Source organism: Halomonas sp. 7T (assembly GCF_025643255.1).
Taxonomy (GTDB): domain Bacteria; phylum Pseudomonadota; class Gammaproteobacteria; order Pseudomonadales; family Halomonadaceae; genus Vreelandella.
This window is the reverse complement of record NZ_CP087112.1, coordinates 2,929,212-2,949,085: the sequence shown is the minus strand read 5'-3', so window position 1 is coordinate 2,949,085 and position 19,874 is coordinate 2,929,212. Positions and strand designations below refer to the sequence as shown.

Genomic DNA, 19,874 nt, shown 5'->3' with positions numbered 1-19,874 from the left:
GCCTGATCAGAATGCTGTTGATACGCAGTGATAAGCGAATGCTTTTTTCACATTAAAAGAAAAAGAAAGGTCTTCTCTCTTTTTTTAACGTGAAAGAACGCTTATCACTGCGCATAGCAGTCGCTCTTTAACAATGTATATCATGCTGACATAAACACTTCTTAGAAGTGTTTATACGTAATTGTTTTGTGATACGTCTCAAGCGTATCCGGCAATCGTTATCATTGCGACATCCAGACTCCTTCGGGTTATAGGGTCAAGCAATGAAGCGCACACGGTGGATGCCTAGGCAGCCAGAGGCGATGAAAGACGTGGTAGCCTGCGATAAGGCTCGGCGAGGTGGCAAACAACCTGTGACCCGGGCATCTCTGAATGGGGAAACCCACTCAGCATAAGCTGAGTATCTTGCGCTGAATACATAGGCGTAAGAGGCGAACCAGGGGAACTGAAACATCTAAGTACCCTGAGGAAAAGAAATCAACCGAGATTCCCCTAGTAGCGGCGAGCGAACGGGGACCAGCCCTTAAGCATGAGACTGATTAGGCGAACACGCTGGGAAGCGTGGCCGTAGCGGGTGATAGCCCCGTAGTCGAAAATCTGATCATGTGAAATCGAGTAGGTCGGGGCACGAGAAACCTTGACTGAAGACGGGGGGACCATCCTCCAAGGCTAAATACTCCTGGCTGACCGATAGTGAACCAGTACCGTGAGGGAAAGGCGAAAAGAACCCCGGAGAGGGGAGTGAAATAGATCCTGAAACCGTGTGCGTACAAGCAGTAGGAGCAGACTTGTTCTGTGACTGCGTACCTTTTGTATAATGGGTCAGCGACTTATATTCAGTGGCGAGGTTAACCGTTTAGGGGAGCCGTAGGGAAACCGAGTCTTAACTGGGCGACACAGTCGCTGGATATAGACCCGAAACCGAGCGATCTATCCATGAGCAGGGTGAAGATTGAGTAACATCAATTGGAGGCCCGAACCAGGATCTGTTGAAAAAGATTTGGATGACTTGTGGATCGGAGTGAAAGGCTAATCAAGCTCGGAGATAGCTGGTTCTCCTCGAAAGCTATTTAGGTAGCGCCTCACGTATCACCGCCGGGGGTAGAGCACTGTTTCGGCTAGGGGGTCATCCCGACTTACCAACCCGAGGCAAACTCCGAATACCGGTGAGTGCGAGCGTGGGAGACACACGGCGGGTGCTAACGTCCGTCGTGAAAAGGGAAACAACCCAGACCGTCAGCTAAGGTCCCCAAATCCTGGTTAAGTGGGAAACGATGTGGGAAGGCTCAGACAGCTAGGAGGTTGGCTTAGAAGCAGCCATCCTTTAAAGAAAGCGTAATAGCTCACTAGTCGAGTCGGCCTGCGCGGAAGATGTAACGGGGCTAAACCAGGTACCGAAGCTACGGGTGCATTCTTAGGAATGCGCGGTAGAGGAGCGTCGTGTAAGCCGATGAAGGTGAATTGAGAAGTTCGCTGGAGGTATCACGAGTGCGAATGCTGACATGAGTAACGATAAAGGGAGTGAAAAACTCCCTCGCCGGAAGACCAAGGGTTTCTGTTCGACGCTAATCGGAGCAGAGTGAGTCGGCCCCTAAGGCGAGGCCGAAAGGCGTAGTCGATGGGAAACGGGTCAATATTCCCGTACCGGACATGATTGCGATGGGGGGACGGAGAAGGCTAGGTGAGCCAGGCGTTGGTTGTCCTGGTGAAAGTGAGTAGGCTGGGGTCTTAGGTAAATCCGGGACCCTTTAAGGCCGAGACACGAGACGAAGACACCACGGTGTCGAAGTCATCAATGCCACGCTTCCAGGAAAAGCCTCTAAGCTTCAGATCATGTGCGACCGTACCCCAAACCGACACAGGTGGTCAGGGTGAGAATCCCAAGGCGCTTGAGAGAACTCGGGTGAAGGAACTAGGCAAAATGGTGCCGTAACTTCGGGAGAAGGCACGCCGGCGTAGGGTGACGAGACTTGCTCTCTCAGCCCGAACCGGTCGAAGATACCAGGTGGCTGCAACTGTTTAGTAAAAACACAGCACTCTGCTAACTCGTAAGAGGACGTATAGGGTGTGACGCCTGCCCGGTGCCGGAAGGTTAAATGATGGTGTTAGCCGTAAGGCGAAGCTCTTGATTGAAGCCCCGGTAAACGGCGGCCGTAACTATAACGGTCCTAAGGTAGCGAAATTCCTTGTCGGGTAAGTTCCGACCTGCACGAATGGCGTAATGATGGCCACGCTGTCTCCACCCGAGACTCAGTGAAATTGAAATCGCCGTGAAGATGCGGTGTACCCGCGGCTAGACGGAAAGACCCCGTGAACCTTTACTATAGCTTCACACTGGACGCTGATGTTGCCTGTGTAGGATAGCTGGGAGGCTTTGAAACCCGGACGCCAGTTCGGGTGGAGCCAACCTTGAAATACCAGCCTGGCATCATTGGCGTTCTCACTCAGGTCCGTTATCCGGATCGAGGACAGTGTGTGGTGGGTAGTTTGACTGGGGCGGTCTCCTCCCAAAGAGTAACGGAGGAGCACGAAGGTACCCTCAGCACGGTCGGACATCGTGCAATGAGTGCAAGAGCATAAGGGTGCTTGACTGCGAGACAGACACGTCGAGCAGGTGCGAAAGCAGGTTCTAGTGATCCGGTGGTTCTGTATGGAAGGGCCATCGCTCAACGGATAAAAGGTACTCCGGGGATAACAGGCTGATACCGCCCAAGAGTTCACATCGACGGCGGTGTTTGGCACCTCGATGTCGGCTCATCACATCCTGGGGCTGAAGTCGGTCCCAAGGGTATGGCTGTTCGCCATTTAAAGTGGTACGCGAGCTGGGTTTAGAACGTCGTGAGACAGTTCGGTCCCTATCTGCCGTGGGCGTTGGATGTTTGAGAAGAGCTGCTCCTAGTACGAGAGGACCGGAGTGGACGACCCTCTGGTGTTCCGGTTGTCACGCCAGTGGCATTGCCGGGTAGCTATGGTCGGACAGGATAACCGCTGAAAGCATCTAAGCGGGAAGCCCCCTTCAAGATGAGACATCCCCGAGGCCTTGAGCCTCCTAAAGGGCCCAGCGAGACCAGCTGGTTGATAGGCACGGTGTGGAAGCGCTGCAAGGCGTTGAGCTAACGTGTACTAATGGCCCGTGAGGCTTGACCCTATAACACCCAAGGGGTCTGGTCGCAGTGATAACGAACACCGGATACGCAGCGGCAAGCCAAGACGCTTGCTGACAAGAGACGATCACAAAACACGCATTGCCTGTTCAGCATGATATGCATTACAAGTTACGCCTGACGACCATAGCGAGCGTGAACCACCTGATCCCTTGCCGAACTCAGCAGTGAAACCGCTTAGCGCCGATGGTAGTGTGGGGTCTCCCCATGCGAGAGTAGGTCATCGTCAGGCACTTATACCGCAAAAAACCCAGCCAACCGGCTGGGTTTTTTGTTTTTCTACCCCTCGTTTTATGTCAGCGTTTTTATGTCAGAATGTGTACTCCAAGGAGGAGCGCTATGACACAAATGCAATGGGATCAATTACTTTCCCCTCGACGCCTTCACGATAAACGAACAGATAGCACTCGGGAAATTGGGCGCAGTCCTTTTCATAAAGATCATGATCGCATTGTCTTTTCCGGCTCCTTTCGGCGCTTGGGCCGCAAAACCCAGGTGCACCCTCTGACTGAAAATGATCATATCCACACACGTTTAACCCACTCCCTTGAAGTCGGCTGTGTTGGCCGCTCTCTGGGTATGATTGTGGGTGAGCTACTGCGTGACCGCCTCCCTGACTGGATTACCCCCGCTGATCTGGGCGTAATCGTACAAACCGCATGCCTTGGGCACGATATCGGTAATCCACCCTTTGGCCACGCGGGTGAGTACGCGATACGCGACTGGTTTCGTCGCGCCCAAGGCAGTGGCCTGCTAGAGGGCCTGTCAGAGGCCGAGCGCGAAGACCTGTTGACCTATGAAGGCAACGCCCAGGGCTTTCGTGTGATTACCCAGATTGAATACAACCAGTTCAATGGCGGAATGCGCCTATCGGCTGCCACGCTCGGAACGCTGCTCAAGTATCCCTGGACAGTTCGCTATAGCGGCCGAGCGGGCAAGTTCGGTGCTTACCAATCGGAGCAAGCCTTGCTAAAAGAGGTCGCCGAGGCGGTTGGTCTGTTGCCCCAGGGGGAGCAGCGCTGGTGTCGCCACCCGCTGGCCTGGCTGGTCGAAGCAGCGGATGATATTTGTTATGCCTTGTTGGATTTAGAAGATGGCCTAGAGATGGGCATTTTGCGCTACGAGGAAGTGGTGGAGATTCTACGCCAAATTGCCGGCGAGTTTCCGCCGGAGTATGTCGAGATGCAGCGTAAAAATGTCTCGCAACGTCGCCGAATAGCGCTACTCAGAGGGGCGGCTATGGAGCGAGCCGTAAACGATGTGGGCGCGGTCTTTGTGCAGCATGAGCAAGCGCTGCTCAGCGGTACCCTAAGCGAAGACCTGTTAGAGCTTTGCCATCCTGATTTAGGATGGGGCGTTCAGGCGGCGAAACAGCTAGCGCGGGAGCGTATCTTCCAGAATGAGCGTAAAGCAAAGCTAGAGATTGGAGCTTACACAACGCTGGGTATACTGCTTGAGGCTTTTATCGGTGCGGCTCACGAGTTGCACCATACCGGGCAAAGCTCCTTTAAGCACCAGCGAGTGCTAGCGTTAATAGGCGAAAATACACCGCTGCCTTCCTGGACACTTTACAATAGCTATCGGCGGATGCTGGACTTTATTGGTGGGATGACTGACCACTACGCGGTTGATCTTGCCCAGGAGATGGGTGGTCGCCTGCGCGGCGACTGAGCTGCGGTTATACCGACGGTTCACGGAGATGCTTAAGCTCCATCAAGCGTGCTCTTTCAAGCAGGATATGGATGACCCGATCGTGGATGGCATCGCTCATTTGTCCAGGTGTTAACTCGGTCAACTGGCGCGCAAGGTGCTCACCGCTTACCACTAAAATATCCGGCGATGCTTCGCTGGTATCGATTTGCCAGCCGGGTAAGACAAGTACCCCTTTGACGGGCACGGGCACACCACAGCGTCGTTCCAGCCACTGGGTTAACCAGCTGACCCCTTGGCGGGTTTTATGTAAGGGGCGTCGCTCCTGCCAATGCGGGAAGCGCAGCCGTTCGCGTTCGACCGCGACACTGTTTATCTCTTTGCCATCGGTTCCGATTGCCAGCGCCCGTGCCCGGGTTTCGACTACAAAAATACCATGGGGGGTCACGACTACGTGGTCAATGGTAAAGCTATCAGTAGGGACGTCGTGAAAGACATAGTAAGGGTGCGCTTCTGGTCGTACTAAGCGCTCCAGTTCTTGACCAACGGCTAACTCACAGGCTAGGCCGAGCTTAAGCCGACGAATACGCTGATAATCACGGATTAATAATAGGGAAAACGCTAGTACCAATAGAGTGCTAAGTAAGCCATAAAGTGCCCACTCCACCCAGTCCTGCTGCTCAACAAATAGCATCCTACCCATGCCATAAACCAGCGGCGCAAGGCTTATAATAGGGCCCAACGCACCGTTTAGAAATAGGCTTGAGAAAGCTTTGTCCAGACGGTGCCTTAGTGCTTGGCCAGGCTCGCGAAGCGGCGCGTCAAACGGAGAGTGGACGCGGGCATCGTGTAGGCTACGTAGTACCAATACAATGCCGCCCATGGCTGCCATGGGGAACAGAAAAATAAGCGGTAGCAGGTATTCCAGCCAAACCATTGCAGTGCCTTGCCCTTTAGCGATTTACCTATGTAAACCGGCATTATAGAGGTGTGTTAGCCACCCGCTAGCTTTACTTGGTAGCCGAGTGACGTTAGTGCTTGCTGCAGCGTTTCGCGGTGATCGCCCTGAATTTCAATAATGCCATCTTTAACAGCACCACCTGTGCCACAACGCTGCTTGAGCGTTTTGGCTAGCGTCTTAAGTTCCGCTTCGGGCAAAGGCACGCCGCTAATGGTAGTGACCCCCTTTCCTTTACGGCCGCTTGTTTCACGCCGGATGCGGACAATACCATCTAGTCTGGCAAGCCGCTCTTGCTCGTTGGTGTCTTCACATCGACAGTCGTCAATCGGGGCTCGGCACTCGGGGCACGTTTTTCCATGCTCGGTTGAGTAGACAAGTCCTCCAAGCTGGTCACGTAAAGAAGCCATGCTAATTACCTATAGATTGTTGAGGCACAGATGCTTGCTGCCACTCATGCGACAGACGCTTCACCACCGCCGGTAGCTGGTACATGCTGCTGATCATGATAGCGCCTTCAGGGGTGTTTTCGGCATCTGGGAAACGGTTTAGATGAATCACTGTCATCCCCGCCTGCAATGCAGCACGCACGCCTACCAGTGCGTCGTCTATCGCAATGCAGTCTTGTGCAGCGTAACCCATGATACTGGCTGCGTGCAGATGTAAACAGGGTTCGGGCTTCCAGCAATTGGCGGTGTAGCCACTAAATAGCCGATTGCCAAAATAGTGGGAGAGGCCGGTGGTTTGCAAAGCGGTGTGAATTTTACTCTCAGGGCCATTAGAAACAACTGCACTGGGAAAGTGGCTAAGTGCGTCAAGCGATTCACGGGCACCTGGGATAGTCGTCAACTCAGTGGCTAGGCGTTCTGCAAGCTTAGCGCGCATTGAACGTTCCATACGGTCGAGCTGCTCGGCCTCTACTTCACCATAGCGGTGCTGCAGCTCAGCCACGATACGTCGGAAGCGCGTGCCGCGAAACTCTCCAAGATAATCAGACGTAGCAAACGGTAAGCCGACAGAGTTAAGGCCAATGGCCATCTCTTCGGCCAAAAGAGGCTCGCTATCAACGAGGGTGCCATCACAGTCAAACAGCAAAAGTGGAAGCGGCATTGTCGTTCCTTGGAGCGCTAAAGGCGCTGCCCATGTTAGTTGAAGCCGACACACTGCTATTGAACGAGATTTTACGCCTTTTGTGAACACTGTTTCATAATTTTTATAAGATAGCGCTGGTCAGTGGTTATGCAAGGAGCCAGTTTTAACGCACTTTCTTCAAGGTTCTTCTGTAGGTATGCGCTGTATAGGCTACGCTTGTGAGTATCATAAAAAGGAGACTTCTATGCGACTTACCCCTTGGTTGCTGTCGATTATGTTGGGCGGCCTACTGCTAGCAGCAGGCCCACTTTTTGCTGAGCAAACGGAAGCAGATGACACTCAGCACGAGGCGTTAGACGACGCGGCGTTGGAAGAGAAATACGGCATTAAGGTCGGCGCACTGCAGCGCGAGGAACCCACATCCAGCGGTAGTGAAGAAGAGGCCTCCAGCGATAATGGCAGTGATGAGGAAGAGGATGCTGAAGGGGGTACCGGAGGAACGGGCAGTGCTGAAGACGCTATCGCAGAGGGTGAAGATGAAATGAGTGACCACGATAGCGAGCAGCGTTAGCGGGACAAACGCCGTGAGTTAGCACTACTACGGCGTTGGTAGGGCTTCATGGTTTTTTGGCTGGTTACCCACCATGGAACGTAATTTCCGCTCATGGCACTAAACAACGTTTTTTGCACGACGAGGGCAGCTTCCATGCTGGCCTCCATTTTTTCAGTCACCATGCGTTGGTTTTCACGCATCATAGAGGGGCTAAAAAATGGCTGTGTTTGCCACAGCTGCTGTCGCATCGCAATGGTCGATAATGAAGAGCTCCAAAGCTCAAACGCCATAAGACCTGATTTCCAGATATCTAGCATTGCCATGGGGGGCGCAGATAAGGCCATAGGGGAGTGCTTCATAAAACGAATGCCTATTATGTGAAACGGGTGCATGACTCGGGGGTTACTTCAGGGGTAAGTGCTTTTGATAAATAAAACGTTGATCAGCGACTGGCACTAAGTATAAAAGCCTCTATATTAAGTAATAGTACAATTTTGCTGCATTGCAACAATTATATATTAAAAAAGGCGCCCGTTTGGGCGCCTTTGTAGAGATATACCCCGTTACGCTTATTTCACTTTAGGGTCCAGCTCACCGCGTGCGTAGCGCTCAAACATCGCTTCGAGGTTAATCGGTTTGATTTTGCTCGCATTACCCGCTGTGCCAAAGGCCTCATAACGAGCGATGCAAAGATCACGCATCGCCGAGACGGTTTCTTTCAAGAATTTGCGCGGGTCAAACTCAGAGGGGTTTTCGGCCAGAAAGCGGCGTACTGCGCCGGTAGAAGCTAAGCGTAAGTCGGTGTCGATATTGACCTTGCGCACACCGTGCTTGATGCCTTCGACGATTTCTGACACCGGCACGCCATACGTTTCCGGGATGTTACCACCGTACTGGTTAATGACCTCAAGCCACTCCTGAGGCACGGAAGAGGAGCCGTGCATGACCAGATGGGTGTCAGGAATCCGCGCATGAATTTCTTTAATGCGCTGAATGGAGAGCGTATCGCCAGTGGGCGGCTTAGTGAATTTATAAGCGCCGTGACTGGTGCCAATGGCAATAGCCAGTGCATCAACCTGGGTGGCCTTTACAAACGCGGCGGCTTCTTCGGGGTCGGTTAGCAGCTGCTCCATATCCAGTTTGCCTTCCGCCCCAATGCCATCTTCTTCGCCGGCCATGCCGGTTTCCAGGCTGCCGAGACAGCCTAGCTCGCCCTCGACGGAAACGCCGCAGGCATGCGCCATGTCGACGGTACGGCGGGTAACATCAACGTTGTAGTCATAGTCCATGGGCGTTTTGCCATCTTCACCCAAAGAGCCGTCCATCATCACTGAAGAGAAGCCCAGCTGTATGGAGCGCTGGCAAACCGCAGGGCTAGTGCCGTGATCCTGGTGCATCACCACTGGAATATGCGGAAACTCTTCCACCGCTGCCAAAATCAGATGGCGTAGGAAAGGGGCACCCGCGTACTTACGTGCGCCAGCAGAAGCCTGCACGATCACTGGTGAATCGGTAGCATCAGCGGCTTCCATAATGGCGCGCATCTGCTCAAGGTTATTAACGTTAAATGCTGGAATGCCGTAGCCATATTCGGCAGCGTGGTCGAGCATTTGGCGCATGCTGATCAAAGCCATGGGGTCACCTTATGTATGTTTTTAAATGAGATTGTCTATGTGTATAGATGCAGTGAGCGCACAGTTTCAGCGCCAGCGACTTAATTGCGCAGAGCAGCCGCTTCGAGCGCGGTGACGGCAGGCAGCGGCTTACCTTCAACGTACTCAAGAAACGCGCCGCCACCTGTGGAAATATAGGAAACACGCTCAGCAATGGCATATTTATCGATAGCCGCTAAGGTATCACCGCCACCGGCAATCGAGAAACCTGCGCTATCGGCGATGGCATGAGCGATTACCTGGGTACCTTTGCCGAACTGGTCAATTTCAAATACACCCACTGGGCCGTTCCACAAGATAGTGCCGGCATCTTTAAGCAGGTTGGCCAGATGGGCTGCTGTGTCAGGGCCGATATCGAGAATCATCTCGTTATCCGCAACTTGGTCCACGGGCTTAACCACGGCGTCCGCTGATTCAGAGAACTCAGTGGCCACCACCACATCGGTGGGCAGCGGTATGGAAACCTTGTCCATCAGCGCCTTAGCTTGGCCAATCAAATCGGCCTCATAAAGCGATTTGCCCACATTATAGCCTGCCGCCGCAATAAAGGTGTTGGCGATGCCGCCACCTACAATCAGCTGGTCGCACTTATCGGCAAGCGCGGTGAGCACGTCTAGCTTGGTGGAGACCTTAGAGCCGCCGACAATGGCTGCCATAGGGCGCGCTGGATTCGCCAGTGCTTTCTCAAGAGCGTCGAGCTCCTGGGCCAGTAGTGGGCCTGCACAGGCTTGGGGAGCAAAGCGAGCGACGCCATGGGTGGATGCCTGAGCACGGTGGGCGGTGCCAAAGGCATCCATCACAAACACATCACATAGTGCGGCATACTGCTTGGCCAGCTGCTCGTCGTCTTTCTTCTCGCCACGGTTGAAACGTACGTTCTCAAGCAGCACCACATCGCCATTATTGAGCGACGGAACCGTGTCGAGGTAGTCGTTGATTAAGTTGACCGGGCTGCCCAGTAGTTGGCCCAGATGCTCGGCCACTGGGGCTAGCGAAAACTCTTCAGCGGGTTCTCCTTCGGTGGGGCGACCTAAATGGCTCATCAGCATCACTTTGGCGCCTGCTTTGGCGGCGGCTTGAATGGTAGGCAGCGCTGCTCGCAGACGTGCATCGCTGGAAACACGGCCATGCTTGATGGGTACATTCAAATCTTCACGAATTAGCACACGCTGCCCTTCCAAGGGCAGGTCAGTCATTTTTTGCACGTTCATGCGAGTGATTTCCTCGTGTTAAAACAGGTGAAAAGTAGTGATGTAGCCCTAGTCAGCGTGTCCCGCTTCTAGAGACGCCAACCGCTGGCTGATATCCAGCATGCGGTTGGCGAAGCCCCATTCGTTGTCAAACCAGCACAGCAGTTTAATCAAGCGCGTGCCTGCGACGCGCGTTTGGGTAGCGTCTAGGATGCCAGAGCGCGGGTCGTGATTAAAATCAATCGATGCCATGGGAGCTTCCGTATAGCCGAGTACACCGGCAAGTCGCTCCGCACTGGCGGTACGCAGCAGAGCGTTGACCTGTTCGGCATTCGTATCTCGGCGCACACTTAATGCCACATCCATCGCTGATACATTGATGGTCGGTACACGCACATGCAAGCACTCAAAACGCCCGGCTAAGCTTGGCATCAGGCGGCTGATGCCCACAGCTAAGCCGGTGTCTACCGGTACGATCGACTGCATGGCAGATCGGGTCAGCCGCAAATCGGTTTGATGGTAAGCATCAATCACCGGCTGGTCATTCATGGCCGAATGGATGGTGGTGGTGACACCGTGCTCCAGTTCGAGCGCTTCATCCAGTACGGTCAGCAGCGGCACTAAGCAGTTGGTTGTGCAAGAGGCTGCCGAAAGAATGCGCTGGGAAAGCGCTAGCTTGTGTTCGTTAATGCCCCACACAATCGTGGCATCCACATCGCTTTCAGCGGGCTGAGAAAACAGTAGCCGCTTAGCGCCTGCTGCCAGATGTAGTTCCGCCGTGGCACGATCTTTGAAGCTGCCAGAGCACTCGAGCACTAGGTCGATATCCAGAGCTGCCCAGGGCAGCGCCTTGGGGTCAGGTTCACACAGCACGTGGATTCGCTGGCCATTGATCAGCAGCGCTTCGCCATCGTGATCCACGTCGCCTGGAAAACGTCCGTGGGTAGTGTCGTAGCGGGTCAGATAGGTAATCGTTGCGAGGTCAGAAAGCTCATTAATGGCGACCACCTCAAGCTCGGGATGGTTGCGCTCAACCAGTGCCCTAAGCACGCATTGACCAATACGCCCATAGCCATTGATGGCGATACGATACGTGGGTGTTGAGTTAGCCATGAGACAGAGCGGCTCTTAAATAAAGTGGCGAGATGATAACGTATTTCAACCGGCGATGCCGATAAGCCGCCAAGCAAGTGGTAGCAGCAGAGCGGTTAATATGCCGGTTAAGCTCATGCCGAGTGAGGCAAAAGCCCCCGCCGTTGGGCTGAGTTCAAATGCCCGCACGGTGCCAATAGCATGGCCGTTAAGGCCAAGAGCGAAGCCGATAATTCGCTCATCATCGATATTTAGCAGTTTTGCGCAAAAGCTGACAAACGGAATAGTCACCACACCGGTCAACAATAGTGCCCCCATCAGCAGCGCCACGCTGCCACCCAGCTGTTCGGTAATGCCAATAGCGATAGGCGCGGTGACTGATTTAGCGGCAATAGAGGCGAGGATATGCTGGCTGCTGCCCATTAACCAACCGATGAGTAAGGCGTAGCTAGCGGCAAGCATAGCCGCGATAGGTAGGCACACCACCAGAGGGCGCCATAACTCACGAATGCGTGGCAACTGCTGGTAGAGAGGCATGCCTAACGCCACGGTCGCGGGCCCTAGCAGTATCGTGAGCCACGTAGCCCCCTGCTGATACGTCGCGTAGGGCACGCCGAGCACCGCGATGGTCGCTGCTAATAGCAGCGCGGCAATTAAAATTGCCGGTAGCCATGAAGGCTTTTTCAGACGATTGAAAAGTACGCTGCCAAGTAAAAAAGCGGCGAGCGTTAAACCGACAGCAAACAGAGGGGTAGTGGTTAGGGTACTCAGAAGTCTAGCAGGCATTTGGGCGTCCAATGAGACGTTTGAGCAGCCATAGCGTGGTAACAACGCTAAGCAGCGTGCCTAGCAACAGCGCGGTCAGAACGGCGAGCCACTCACCAGCTAACGCATCCAGCATAAAAAACACCCCGACGACGCCAGGCATAATTAGCATGGCAAGCAGAGCGATTAACGGTTGAGCAGCGGCGGCAAGACTTGCGGGAACGCGCCTAAGTACCGCCAGAGTGGTGCACAGCAGTAGCATGCCCACCACCCCAGAAGAAACAGGGAGCCCGGAGAAGTGGATCACCACTTCTCCGATTAACCAATAACTAATCAGCCATAGCAGACCGTTTAACGCGGGCATTGCAGTACCCGCGCTCGATCAGCCTGCATAGCGTTAGCCGAGCAGTTCATTAGCCTGTTTGACAATGTTATCAACCGTAAAGCCAAAGTGCTTGAACAGCTCACCTGCAGGCGCTGATTCGCCGTAAGTGGTCATGCCAATCACACGACCATCAAGGCCCACGTATTTGTACCAGTAGTCGGCGTGTCCCGCTTCAATGGCGATACGTTTGGTGACGGCTTTAGGCAGTACACGCTCACGATACTCCTCTTCCTGGCCGTTATAACGGAAGGTTGAAGGCATGGAGACAACGCGTACGGCTTTGCCCTGCTTTTCCAACTCAGCGGCAGCGTCCATGGCCAGGGAAACTTCTGAACCGGTGGCAATCAGGATAAGCTCAGGCGTACCGTCACAATCCTTCAAAACGTAACCGCCGCGCTGAATTGAGGCTAGCTGCGTTTTGGTGCGTGACTGGTGGGGCAGGTTTTGGCGTGATAGCACCAGCGCCGTGGGGCCGGAGTGGCGTTTAAGGGCGGCATCCCAGGCGGCGGCGGTTTCGACAGCGTCACAGGGGCGCCAAGTGTTCAGGTTCGGCGTGGTGCGCAGGCTGGTCAGCTGCTCAATTGGCTGGTGGGTTGGGCCATCTTCACCCAAGCCAATGGAGTCGTGGGTAAACACGTAAATAGCCTGCTTTTCCATCAGCGCTGCCATGCGTACAGCGTTACGCATGTACTCCATGAAAATCAGGAAAGTAGCGCCATAAGGCACGAAACCACCGTGTAGCGCAATACCGTTCATGACCGCGCCCATGCCGAACTCACGCACCCCGTAGTGTAGGTAGTTGCCGCTGGCATCTTCTGGCGTAATCGCTTTAGCGCCTTTCCAGAACGTCAGGTTAGAGGGCGCGAGATCAGCGCTGCCTCCCAGCAGTTCGGGCATTTGCGGGCCAATCACGTTCAGCGCTTCAAAGGAGGCTTTACGTGAGGCGATGCTTTCGCCTTTCTCTTGGGCCTGCTCAATCAGCGCTTCTGTGGACAGGTCGGTTGGCAACTGCGCCTTCATGCGACGCTTAAATTCACGTGCTTCTGCTGGGTAGGCCTCAGCATAGCGTGCAAAACGTGCGTCCCACTCCTGTTGGCGGGTTTTACCTGCGTTACGCGCATCCCACTTGGAGTAAATCGGCTCGGGGATATGGAACGGCGCGTGCTCCCAGCCAAGCTCTTTACGCGCCAGGGCCACTTCTTCGTCACCTAGTGGTGCGCCATGAGCCTCTTCTTTGCCCTGCTTATTCGGGGCACCAAAACCAATGATGGTTTTGCAGATAATCAGGCTAGGCTTATCGTCGTGGCTTTTAGCCAGCTCAATCGCGGCTTTAATTTCTTCCGGATTGTGGCCATCTACATTGGGCACCACGTGCCAGCCGTAAGCTTCAAAGCGCTTGGCGGTATCGTCGGTGAACCAGCCTTCCACTTCGCCATCAATCGAGATGCCGTTGTCGTCATACAGAGCAACCAGTTTACCCAACTGCTGAGTGCCGGCTAATGACGCTGCTTCATGGGAGATCCCTTCCATCAAGCAGCCGTCACCCAAGAAACACCAGGTGGTGTGGTCAACGATGGTATGGCCCGGGCGGTTGAACTGCGCGGCCAAGGTCTTTTCGGCAATCGCAAAGCCCACGGCGTTGGCAAAGCCTTGGCCCAGCGGACCGGTCGTGGTTTCGATGCCCGGCGCGTAGCCGTACTCTGGATGACCTGCGGTGGGCGAGTGCAGCTGGCGGAAATTTTGCAGCTGTTCCAGGCTTAGTTCATAACCGCTAAGGTGCAGCAGTGAGTAGAGCAGCATGGAACCATGCCCATTCGACAGCACGAAACGGTCGCGGTCGGCCCACTTAGGATCTTCGGGGTTGTGCTTGAGGTAGTCATTCCACAGCACCTCGGCGATATCAGCCATACCCATGGGGGCGCCGGGATGGCCAGATTTGGCCTTCTGTACAGCATCCATGGAAAGGGCGCGAATGGCATTGGCCAGCTCAAAACGGGACGGCATGGGGGTGCTCCTCGCCTGAAAACAGAAATAATAAAGCCTCTATTGTCGCTGACTTCCCTCGCGGCGGCAAATTCTGCGGGCCGCTTCTGTGAAGAACCCCCAACAGCGTGTAGACTCTGCCTCCCGAAGTGGCCGTGAAACTTCTTGAGCCGCTTCTATATACGGGCAGGGAACCTCCTGCCATGATTTCCTGCTGATGCTGCGGTCACGATGCAGCCGTCATACAGAGGGTCGAGTGCGCGATGAGCGAATATTCCCTGTTTACCTCTGAGTCCGTCTCAGAAGGCCATCCCGATAAGATTGCCGACCAAATTTCCGACGCGGTGTTAGATGCCATTATCGCCCGGGATAAACAGGCCCGCGTTGCCTGTGAAACCATGGTAAAAACCGGCGTGGCGATTATTGCCGGTGAGATCACTACGTCTGCGTGGGTCGATTTGGAAGCACTGGTACGGGATGTGATTACCGATATCGGTTACACCTCATCCGACGTGGGCTTTGATGGTGCAACCTGCGGGGTGATCAACCTGATCGGCAAGCAGAGCGTTGATATTGCCCAGGGTGTGGATCGCTCTAAGCCTGAAGACCAGGGGGCCGGTGACCAAGGGCTCATGTTTGGTTACGCCACCAACGAAACCGATTCGTTTATGCCCGCGCCGATTCATTACTCGCACCGTTTAGTTGAGCGTCAGGCTGAATTGCGTAAAAACGGCCTGCTGCCGTGGCTGCGCCCGGATGCCAAAAGCCAAGTTACCTTCCGCTATAACGCCGAAGGCCAGCCCTGTGGCGTCGATGCGATTGTCCTGTCGACCCAGCACGACCCGGAAATCGATCAAGAAGACCTGCGCAAAATGATTAAGCGTGAAGTCATTGAACAGGTGATTCCCGCTGAGTGGTTGGATGACGCTACCCAGTACCACATCAACCCGACCGGCAAGTTCGTCATTGGTGGCCCGGTGGGCGACTGCGGCTTGACCGGTCGCAAGATCATCGTCGATACCTACGGCGGCATGGCCCGTCACGGTGGCGGCGCCTTCTCGGGTAAAGACCCCTCAAAGGTTGACCGCAGCGCCGCTTACGCCGGCCGCTACGTGGCGAAAAACGTCGTCGCTGCAGGCTTGGCAGACAAGTGCGAGATTCAGGTTTCTTACGCTATTGGCGTAGCAGAGCCTACCTCGGTGTCTATCGACACCTTCGGTACCGGCAAAATCGACGACGCAAAAATCGTTGAGCTGGTGCGCGAGCATTTTGATCTGCGCCCCTACGCGATCACCAAGATGCTGGATCTGCTGCACCCGATGTACCGCCTAACGGCAGCGTATGGCCACTTTGGTCGTGAGCCGTTCGAGCACAGCTACCGCTGGGTAGACGACAAAGGCGAAGAGCATCAAGAGACCTTCATCGCGTTCCCGTGGGAAAAAACCGACAAAGCGGATGCGCTGCGTCAGGCCGCCGGTCTGTAAGCTTTCCGTTAGCGCAGCTCGCGCATCGGGTTAGCTAAAAGCGCTCTCTGGTTCATGCCAGGGAGCGCTTTTTTATGTGTTGAACATGGCCGCCGCGCATTGCATATCCGCTAGTTTCATATAAGTTAAATTTAATGTGTGCTGAGAAATCTCCGTTCACCGCGAGAGGATGCGTATGCCGGGTTGTCGAATCACTGGAATAGCAGGCTTGGCGGCAGCCTGGTTCATGAGTGTCACCTTTTCCGCACAGGCCGAAACGTGCCCCGACTGGTCCGCCGAGCGGCTGGCGCTGGAAGCCCAGGCGCTTGCTGAGCATATCGAAGTGTGGGACCGCGCTTACCATGATGACGGCGAATCGCTGATCGCCGATGAGCTTTACGATCAGGCGCTGGCGCGGCTGGAGAGCTGGCAAGCTTGCCTGGACGCTCCTACTCCCCATCGGCCACTCACCCGCATCACGAGCAGCAGCGGCACCCGCACGCATCCTGCTGTCCAAACCGGGCTCAATAAAGCCGATGAAGACGGCATACGACGCTTTACCAGCCGCCGTGACGACCTGTGGATTCAACCCAAGGTAGACGGCGTGGCGGTGACGCTGCGTTATCAGAATGGGGAGCTAGTAGAAGCCATCAGCCGGGGAGATGGCGAGCGCGGACAGGATTGGACAGCGCGGGTTCAGCAGTTGCCCAGCGTGCCCGCATCACTCCCAGAGCCCGTTTCTGCGGTGTTCCAAGGCGAGCTGTACTGGCGGCTAGATAGCCACGTTCAAGTGCGCCAGCCCGACTCGGGAGCGCGTGGAGCGGTGGCCGGTGCCATGGCGCAGAAAGCGCCCGGCCAAGAGACGCTGAACCGCATCGCTTTGTTCGTATGGGACTGGCCGGATGGCCCAACGCAAATGACTGAACGGCTAGCGCAACTGACGGCGCTGGGGTTCGATACGGCCGACTACACCCACCCGGTCAACGGCCAGGAGGCAGCCGCCGAGTGGCGCGATCGGTGGTTTAACGCACCGCTGCCGTTTGCCACGGATGGCGTGGTGTTGAAACAGGCCGAGCGCCCTGGCGTGCGCCGCTGGTCATCGTCGCCGCCTGAATGGGCGGTAGCGTGGAAATATCCGTCCCAGCAGGCCCTAGCCCAGGTGCGCGGGGTTGAGTTTCGCGTGGGGCGAACAGGGCGCGTGACGCCACTAGTGTGGCTCCATCCTATCTCCTTGGAAGGTCGGCGCATCAGCCGCGTATCGCTTGGTTCGCTGGAGCGCTGGCAGGCGTGGGACGTGCGGCCAGGAGATCAGGTGGCAGTAACGCTGGCAGGCCTGACCATTCCTCAGGTATCCAGCGTGGTGTGGCAGACGCGCGAAAGAGCTGCTCTGAGCGCACCCCCGCCCGAGCGCTACCATCTCTTGAGCTGCTTTACGCTAACGCCAGAACGAGCATCAGAACGAACACCAGAGTGCAGTGCCCAGCTGCTTGCCCGATTAACCTATCTTGGCGAACAGTTGGGCATGCGAGGGATCGGCGAAGGTACTTGGCAGGCGCTGATAGAGGCGGGTGTCGTGACCGAACTGCTGGGCTGGTTAGCGCTGACGCCGGAACAGCTACAGCAAGCTTATGGCATTGGTGAAACGAGTGCTACAGCGCTGGTGGCACAGTTCAATGCCGCCCGCCAAGCGCCGTATGCAGCATGGCTTTCGGCACTAGGCATGCCGCCTGGGGGCGATGCTCGACTGGGGGATTGGTACACCCTAACAGGGTACTCCCGGGCGGATTGGCAAGCCGTACCCGGCGTTGGGCCGGTTCGCGGCGAAGCGCTCGTGGCCTTTTTCAGCCATCCAGACGTGCAGCGCATGGCGAACCAGCTGCAGCAGGCGGGCGTCGACGGGTTTTTAAGCAAGTCCCGTTAAGCGCAGCATCAACCCCAAATAGAGCGGAATCAACAGCGGTGCCAGCAGCGTGGTGGTCAATACCGCTAGCGCGCCTTTCTGGGGCTGAATGCCTAGCTCCATGGCCACCACCACCACATTAGAGGCCATGGGCACCACACCCAGCAGCAGCAGCGCCATCGCCAGTTCTGGTGCCAGCGGTATGAACTGTTGCAGCACCAGCACCGCACCCAGCATGACCCCCGGCCACAGCAAATAGCGAAGTCCCACGCAGGTTGCCACAAAGCGCGTGTCCCAGGCGGCGAGGGTGGCTTGGCTTAACGTCATGCCAATAATCATCATGCCCAGCAGTGTATACGTGGCGGGAAAAACGGTTAACGAACTCATCAGTGGCTCAGGCAGCGTGACGTTGAGCGCACTGATTAGCAGCGCCAAGATAAACGCATAAATCAGCGGCAGGCGGGCAATTTTGGCGAGGCTCTGGCGCACCGAGAAGTGGCCCCTAGCACTCAGGTAAAACCCCACCGTGAACTCATATAAATTAATGCCTAGCATACAGAAGAGATACAGCGTCACGCCTTCGGGGGGGAGCAAAATCAGCGCTACCGGCAGCCCGAAGTAGCCGGTGTTGCCGGTGCCAGAAGAGAACGCCAGCAGTGCTCCCTCCTGTGGCCCGAAGCGGTGTTGGGTCGCCCAGCGCACCGCCAGCGACATACCGCTGACTAACAGGAACATCGCGAAGGTTAGCACCAAATACTCGGCGGTGGGGCCGCCATTCATTAGCGCGCGGAAAATCGTCAGCGGCGCAATCAGGTACACCAGCAGCGTGGCGATGGGGCGGGGGTCTATTTTCAACCGCTGAGCGGCAATAAAGCCCAGCCCCACATACCCTAACAGCATCAGCAGCGGACCCATTAAAGCGCTGGGTGCTAAGTCCATTTCTCCTCCTTGATAGACGCGGTAGTGCCAACATGAGCCGAATTGAAGGTCGACCGTGGAATCTTTCATTAGCCGCTGCGCGACGAAGCAGCGAGAATACCTCAAATAATGATCACGTTACCGCACTGCGAGGATAAACCATGAGCAGCCAAGAGCATCCGTTAGGTATTAGCTTTGAATTCTTTCCGCCCAACACCGACGCTGGCCGGGAGAAGCTAATTCACGTGCGTGATGAGCTGGCTGCGCGTAACCCGCGCTTCTTCTCGGTTACTTACGGCGCGGGTGGCTCCACCCAGGCGCGTACGCGGGATATTGTTCGCACCGTTAGCCAAAGCGGAATTACCACGGCACCGCACCTCTCCTGTATCGGCAGTGAAAAAGCCCAGCTGCGCGACTTACTGGCGCAGTATCGTGAAGAGGGCGTAGATAGCTTAGTGGCCCTGCGTGGTGATATGCCTTCTGGGATGGCCAGTATCGGTGAACTGCGCTATGCCAATGAACTGGTGGAGTTTATTCGCGCAGAAACCGGCGATCATTTTGAAATTGCCGTGGCAGCGTACCCTGAGTCTCATCCACAGGCCCCCAACCTTGATAAGGATGTGGAAAACTTTGCCCGTAAGATGAGCGCGGGTGCCAATATGGCAATTACCCAGTACTTCTTTACCGCCGATGCTTACTTCCACTTTGTTGATAAAGCGCGGGCGCTAGGCGTCGAGCAGCCGATTATTCCCGGCATCATGCCGATTACCAATTACACCAAGTTGGCGCGGTTTTCCGATGCCTGCGGCGCAGAGATTCCGCGCTGGATTCGCAAGCAGTTAGAATCCTATGGCGATGATAGCGAAGCCATTGCCGCTTTTGGTACCGATGTTGTCTCCCGCCTATGTGAGCGCTTGTTAGATGGTGGTGCGCCGGGCCTACATTTCTACACGCTCAACCAGTCTGCACCGGTACTGAAAATTGTTGATAGCGTGGGAGGCTAATGTCCTCTTAAAGCACTGGGTCTGACAATCAAAAAAACGCCCGCTCGAATACTATCGAGCGGGCGTTTTCGTTGGGCTATTAAC

Annotated in this window: 16 protein-coding genes and 2 rRNA genes; 7 read left to right on the top strand and 11 right to left on the bottom strand. The window is 55.4% G+C overall.

The annotated features are described in order from the left end of the window. The first annotated feature begins 254 nt into the window (after positions 1-254). The 3 genes from LOS15_RS13775 to LOS15_RS13765 all read left to right on the top strand — a co-directional run bounded on the left by LOS15_RS13775 (position 255) and on the right by LOS15_RS13765 (position 4,835). Positions 255-3,148: ribosomal RNA gene (locus LOS15_RS13775) — 23S ribosomal RNA — on the top strand. Positions 3,149-3,280: 132 nt separating this feature from the next. After that, a 5S ribosomal RNA gene (gene rrf / locus LOS15_RS13770) occupies positions 3,281-3,396 on the top strand. Positions 3,397-3,503: 107 nt separating this feature from the next. Then, entirely contained in the window at positions 3,504-4,835 is a 1,332-nt protein-coding gene (locus LOS15_RS13765; RefSeq protein WP_263066511.1) for a deoxyguanosinetriphosphate triphosphohydrolase, read from the top strand. Between the two features lie 7 nt (positions 4,836-4,842). Here the strand turns inward: LOS15_RS13765 and LOS15_RS13760 are convergent, their stop codons facing one another. Genes LOS15_RS13760 through LOS15_RS13750 form a run of 3 tightly spaced genes read right to left on the bottom strand, consistent with a single transcriptional unit; the run spans position 4,843 to position 6,882 of the window. Beyond that, entirely contained in the window at positions 4,843-5,751 is a 909-nt protein-coding gene (locus LOS15_RS13760; protein ID WP_263066510.1) for a nuclease-related domain-containing protein, read from the bottom strand. Between the two features lie 56 nt (positions 5,752-5,807). Next, positions 5,808-6,182: a translation initiation factor Sui1 gene (locus LOS15_RS13755; RefSeq protein ID WP_263066509.1), complete on the bottom strand. Its 375-nt coding sequence runs from the start codon at positions 6,180-6,182 to the stop codon at positions 5,808-5,810. A gap of 1 nt (position 6,183) precedes the next feature. Continuing rightward, entirely contained in the window at positions 6,184-6,882 is a 699-nt protein-coding gene (locus tag LOS15_RS13750; protein WP_263066508.1) for an HAD family hydrolase, read from the bottom strand. Positions 6,883-7,108: 226 nt separating this feature from the next. Between LOS15_RS13750 and LOS15_RS13745 the strand changes: the two genes are divergently transcribed. Further along, positions 7,109-7,435, top strand: coding sequence for a hypothetical protein (locus LOS15_RS13745; RefSeq protein WP_263066507.1), 327 nt, complete (start codon positions 7,109-7,111; stop codon positions 7,433-7,435). Here the strand turns inward: LOS15_RS13745 and LOS15_RS13740 are convergent. The 7 genes from LOS15_RS13740 to tkt all read right to left on the bottom strand — a co-directional run bounded on the left by LOS15_RS13740 (position 7,432) and on the right by tkt (position 14,526). Further along, positions 7,432-7,776, bottom strand: coding sequence for a hypothetical protein (locus LOS15_RS13740; protein ID WP_263066506.1), 345 nt, complete (start codon positions 7,774-7,776; stop codon positions 7,432-7,434). The genes LOS15_RS13745 and LOS15_RS13740 overlap by 4 nt on opposite strands. 210 nt (positions 7,777-7,986) lie before the next feature. Continuing rightward, on the bottom strand, positions 7,987-9,051 hold the full coding sequence (fba, locus tag LOS15_RS13735; RefSeq protein WP_263066505.1) for a class II fructose-bisphosphate aldolase: 1,065 nt from the start codon (positions 9,049-9,051) through the stop codon (positions 7,987-7,989). Between the two features lie 80 nt (positions 9,052-9,131). Continuing rightward, on the bottom strand, positions 9,132-10,301 hold the full coding sequence (locus tag LOS15_RS13730) for a phosphoglycerate kinase (RefSeq protein WP_263066504.1): 1,170 nt from the start codon (positions 10,299-10,301) through the stop codon (positions 9,132-9,134). Positions 10,302-10,349: 48 nt separating this feature from the next. Continuing rightward, positions 10,350-11,393: a type I glyceraldehyde-3-phosphate dehydrogenase gene (locus tag LOS15_RS13725; RefSeq protein ID WP_263066503.1), complete on the bottom strand. Its 1,044-nt coding sequence runs from the start codon at positions 11,391-11,393 to the stop codon at positions 10,350-10,352. A gap of 45 nt (positions 11,394-11,438) precedes the next feature. After that, positions 11,439-12,158 carry an LrgB family protein gene (locus LOS15_RS13720; protein ID WP_263066502.1) on the bottom strand — a complete coding sequence of 240 codons (720 nt, stop codon included), beginning with the start codon at positions 12,156-12,158 and terminating at the stop codon, positions 11,439-11,441. Further along, a complete protein-coding gene (locus LOS15_RS13715; RefSeq protein ID WP_263066501.1) occupies positions 12,148-12,501 on the bottom strand; it encodes a CidA/LrgA family protein in 354 nt (117 codons plus the stop codon). Before LOS15_RS13715 ends, LOS15_RS13720 begins: the two co-directional genes overlap by 11 nt. Before the next feature lie 33 nt (positions 12,502-12,534). Then, a complete protein-coding gene (gene tkt, locus LOS15_RS13710; protein ID WP_263066500.1) occupies positions 12,535-14,526 on the bottom strand; it encodes a transketolase in 1,992 nt (663 codons plus the stop codon). 242 nt (positions 14,527-14,768) lie between these two features. Between tkt and metK the strand changes: the two genes are divergently transcribed. Together metK and ligB are read left to right on the top strand one after the other, a co-directional pair. Next, the gene (gene metK / locus LOS15_RS13705) at positions 14,769-15,989 is read left to right on the top strand and encodes a methionine adenosyltransferase (RefSeq protein WP_263066499.1); all 1,221 of its coding nucleotides are present in this window, start codon (positions 14,769-14,771) and stop codon (positions 15,987-15,989) included. A gap of 175 nt (positions 15,990-16,164) precedes the next feature. Beyond that, entirely contained in the window at positions 16,165-17,889 is a 1,725-nt protein-coding gene (gene ligB, locus LOS15_RS13700; RefSeq protein WP_263066498.1) for an NAD-dependent DNA ligase LigB, read from the top strand. On the opposite strand, the gene LOS15_RS13695 is transcribed toward ligB, so the two are convergent. Next, entirely contained in the window at positions 17,872-18,807 is a 936-nt protein-coding gene (locus LOS15_RS13695) for an AEC family transporter (RefSeq protein WP_263066497.1), read from the bottom strand. The two genes, ligB and LOS15_RS13695, sit on opposite strands and share 18 nt — an antisense overlap. Positions 18,808-18,947: 140 nt before the next feature. Between LOS15_RS13695 and metF the strand changes: the two genes are divergently transcribed. Continuing rightward, on the top strand, positions 18,948-19,790 hold the full coding sequence (metF, locus tag LOS15_RS13690; RefSeq protein WP_263066495.1) for a methylenetetrahydrofolate reductase [NAD(P)H]: 843 nt from the start codon (positions 18,948-18,950) through the stop codon (positions 19,788-19,790). Positions 19,791-19,874: the final 84 nt, after the last annotated feature.

What these genes read in the sequence shown, in the direction of transcription:
- LOS15_RS13760 (WP_263066510.1), bottom strand. Translation starts at nt 5,751, where the DNA reads ATGGTTTGGCTGGAATACCTGCTACCGCTTATTTTTCTGTTCCCCATG.
- tkt (WP_263066500.1), bottom strand. Translation starts at nt 14,526, where the DNA reads ATGCCGTCCCGTTTTGAGCTGGCCAATGCCATTCGCGCCCTTTCCATG.
- LOS15_RS13755 (WP_263066509.1), bottom strand. Translation starts at nt 6,182, where the DNA reads ATGGCTTCTTTACGTGACCAGCTTGGAGGACTTGTCTACTCAACCGAG.
- metF (WP_263066495.1), top strand. Translation starts at nt 18,948, where the DNA reads ATGAGCAGCCAAGAGCATCCGTTAGGTATTAGCTTTGAATTCTTTCCG.
- fba (WP_263066505.1), bottom strand. Translation starts at nt 9,051, where the DNA reads ATGGCTTTGATCAGCATGCGCCAAATGCTCGACCACGCTGCCGAATAT.
- LOS15_RS13715 (WP_263066501.1), bottom strand. Translation starts at nt 12,501, where the DNA reads ATGCCCGCGTTAAACGGTCTGCTATGGCTGATTAGTTATTGGTTAATC.
- LOS15_RS13730 (WP_263066504.1), bottom strand. Translation starts at nt 10,301, where the DNA reads ATGAACGTGCAAAAAATGACTGACCTGCCCTTGGAAGGGCAGCGTGTG.
- LOS15_RS13745 (WP_263066507.1), top strand. Translation starts at nt 7,109, where the DNA reads ATGCGACTTACCCCTTGGTTGCTGTCGATTATGTTGGGCGGCCTACTG.
- LOS15_RS13725 (WP_263066503.1), bottom strand. Translation starts at nt 11,393, where the DNA reads ATGGCTAACTCAACACCCACGTATCGTATCGCCATCAATGGCTATGGG.
- LOS15_RS13750 (WP_263066508.1), bottom strand. Translation starts at nt 6,882, where the DNA reads ATGCCGCTTCCACTTTTGCTGTTTGACTGTGATGGCACCCTCGTTGAT.
- ligB (WP_263066498.1), top strand. Translation starts at nt 16,165, where the DNA reads ATGCCGGGTTGTCGAATCACTGGAATAGCAGGCTTGGCGGCAGCCTGG.
- metK (WP_263066499.1), top strand. Translation starts at nt 14,769, where the DNA reads ATGAGCGAATATTCCCTGTTTACCTCTGAGTCCGTCTCAGAAGGCCAT.
- LOS15_RS13695 (WP_263066497.1), bottom strand. Translation starts at nt 18,807, where the DNA reads ATGGACTTAGCACCCAGCGCTTTAATGGGTCCGCTGCTGATGCTGTTA.
- LOS15_RS13740 (WP_263066506.1), bottom strand. Translation starts at nt 7,776, where the DNA reads ATGAAGCACTCCCCTATGGCCTTATCTGCGCCCCCCATGGCAATGCTA.
- LOS15_RS13720 (WP_263066502.1), bottom strand. Translation starts at nt 12,158, where the DNA reads ATGCCTGCTAGACTTCTGAGTACCCTAACCACTACCCCTCTGTTTGCT.
- LOS15_RS13765 (WP_263066511.1), top strand. Translation starts at nt 3,504, where the DNA reads ATGACACAAATGCAATGGGATCAATTACTTTCCCCTCGACGCCTTCAC.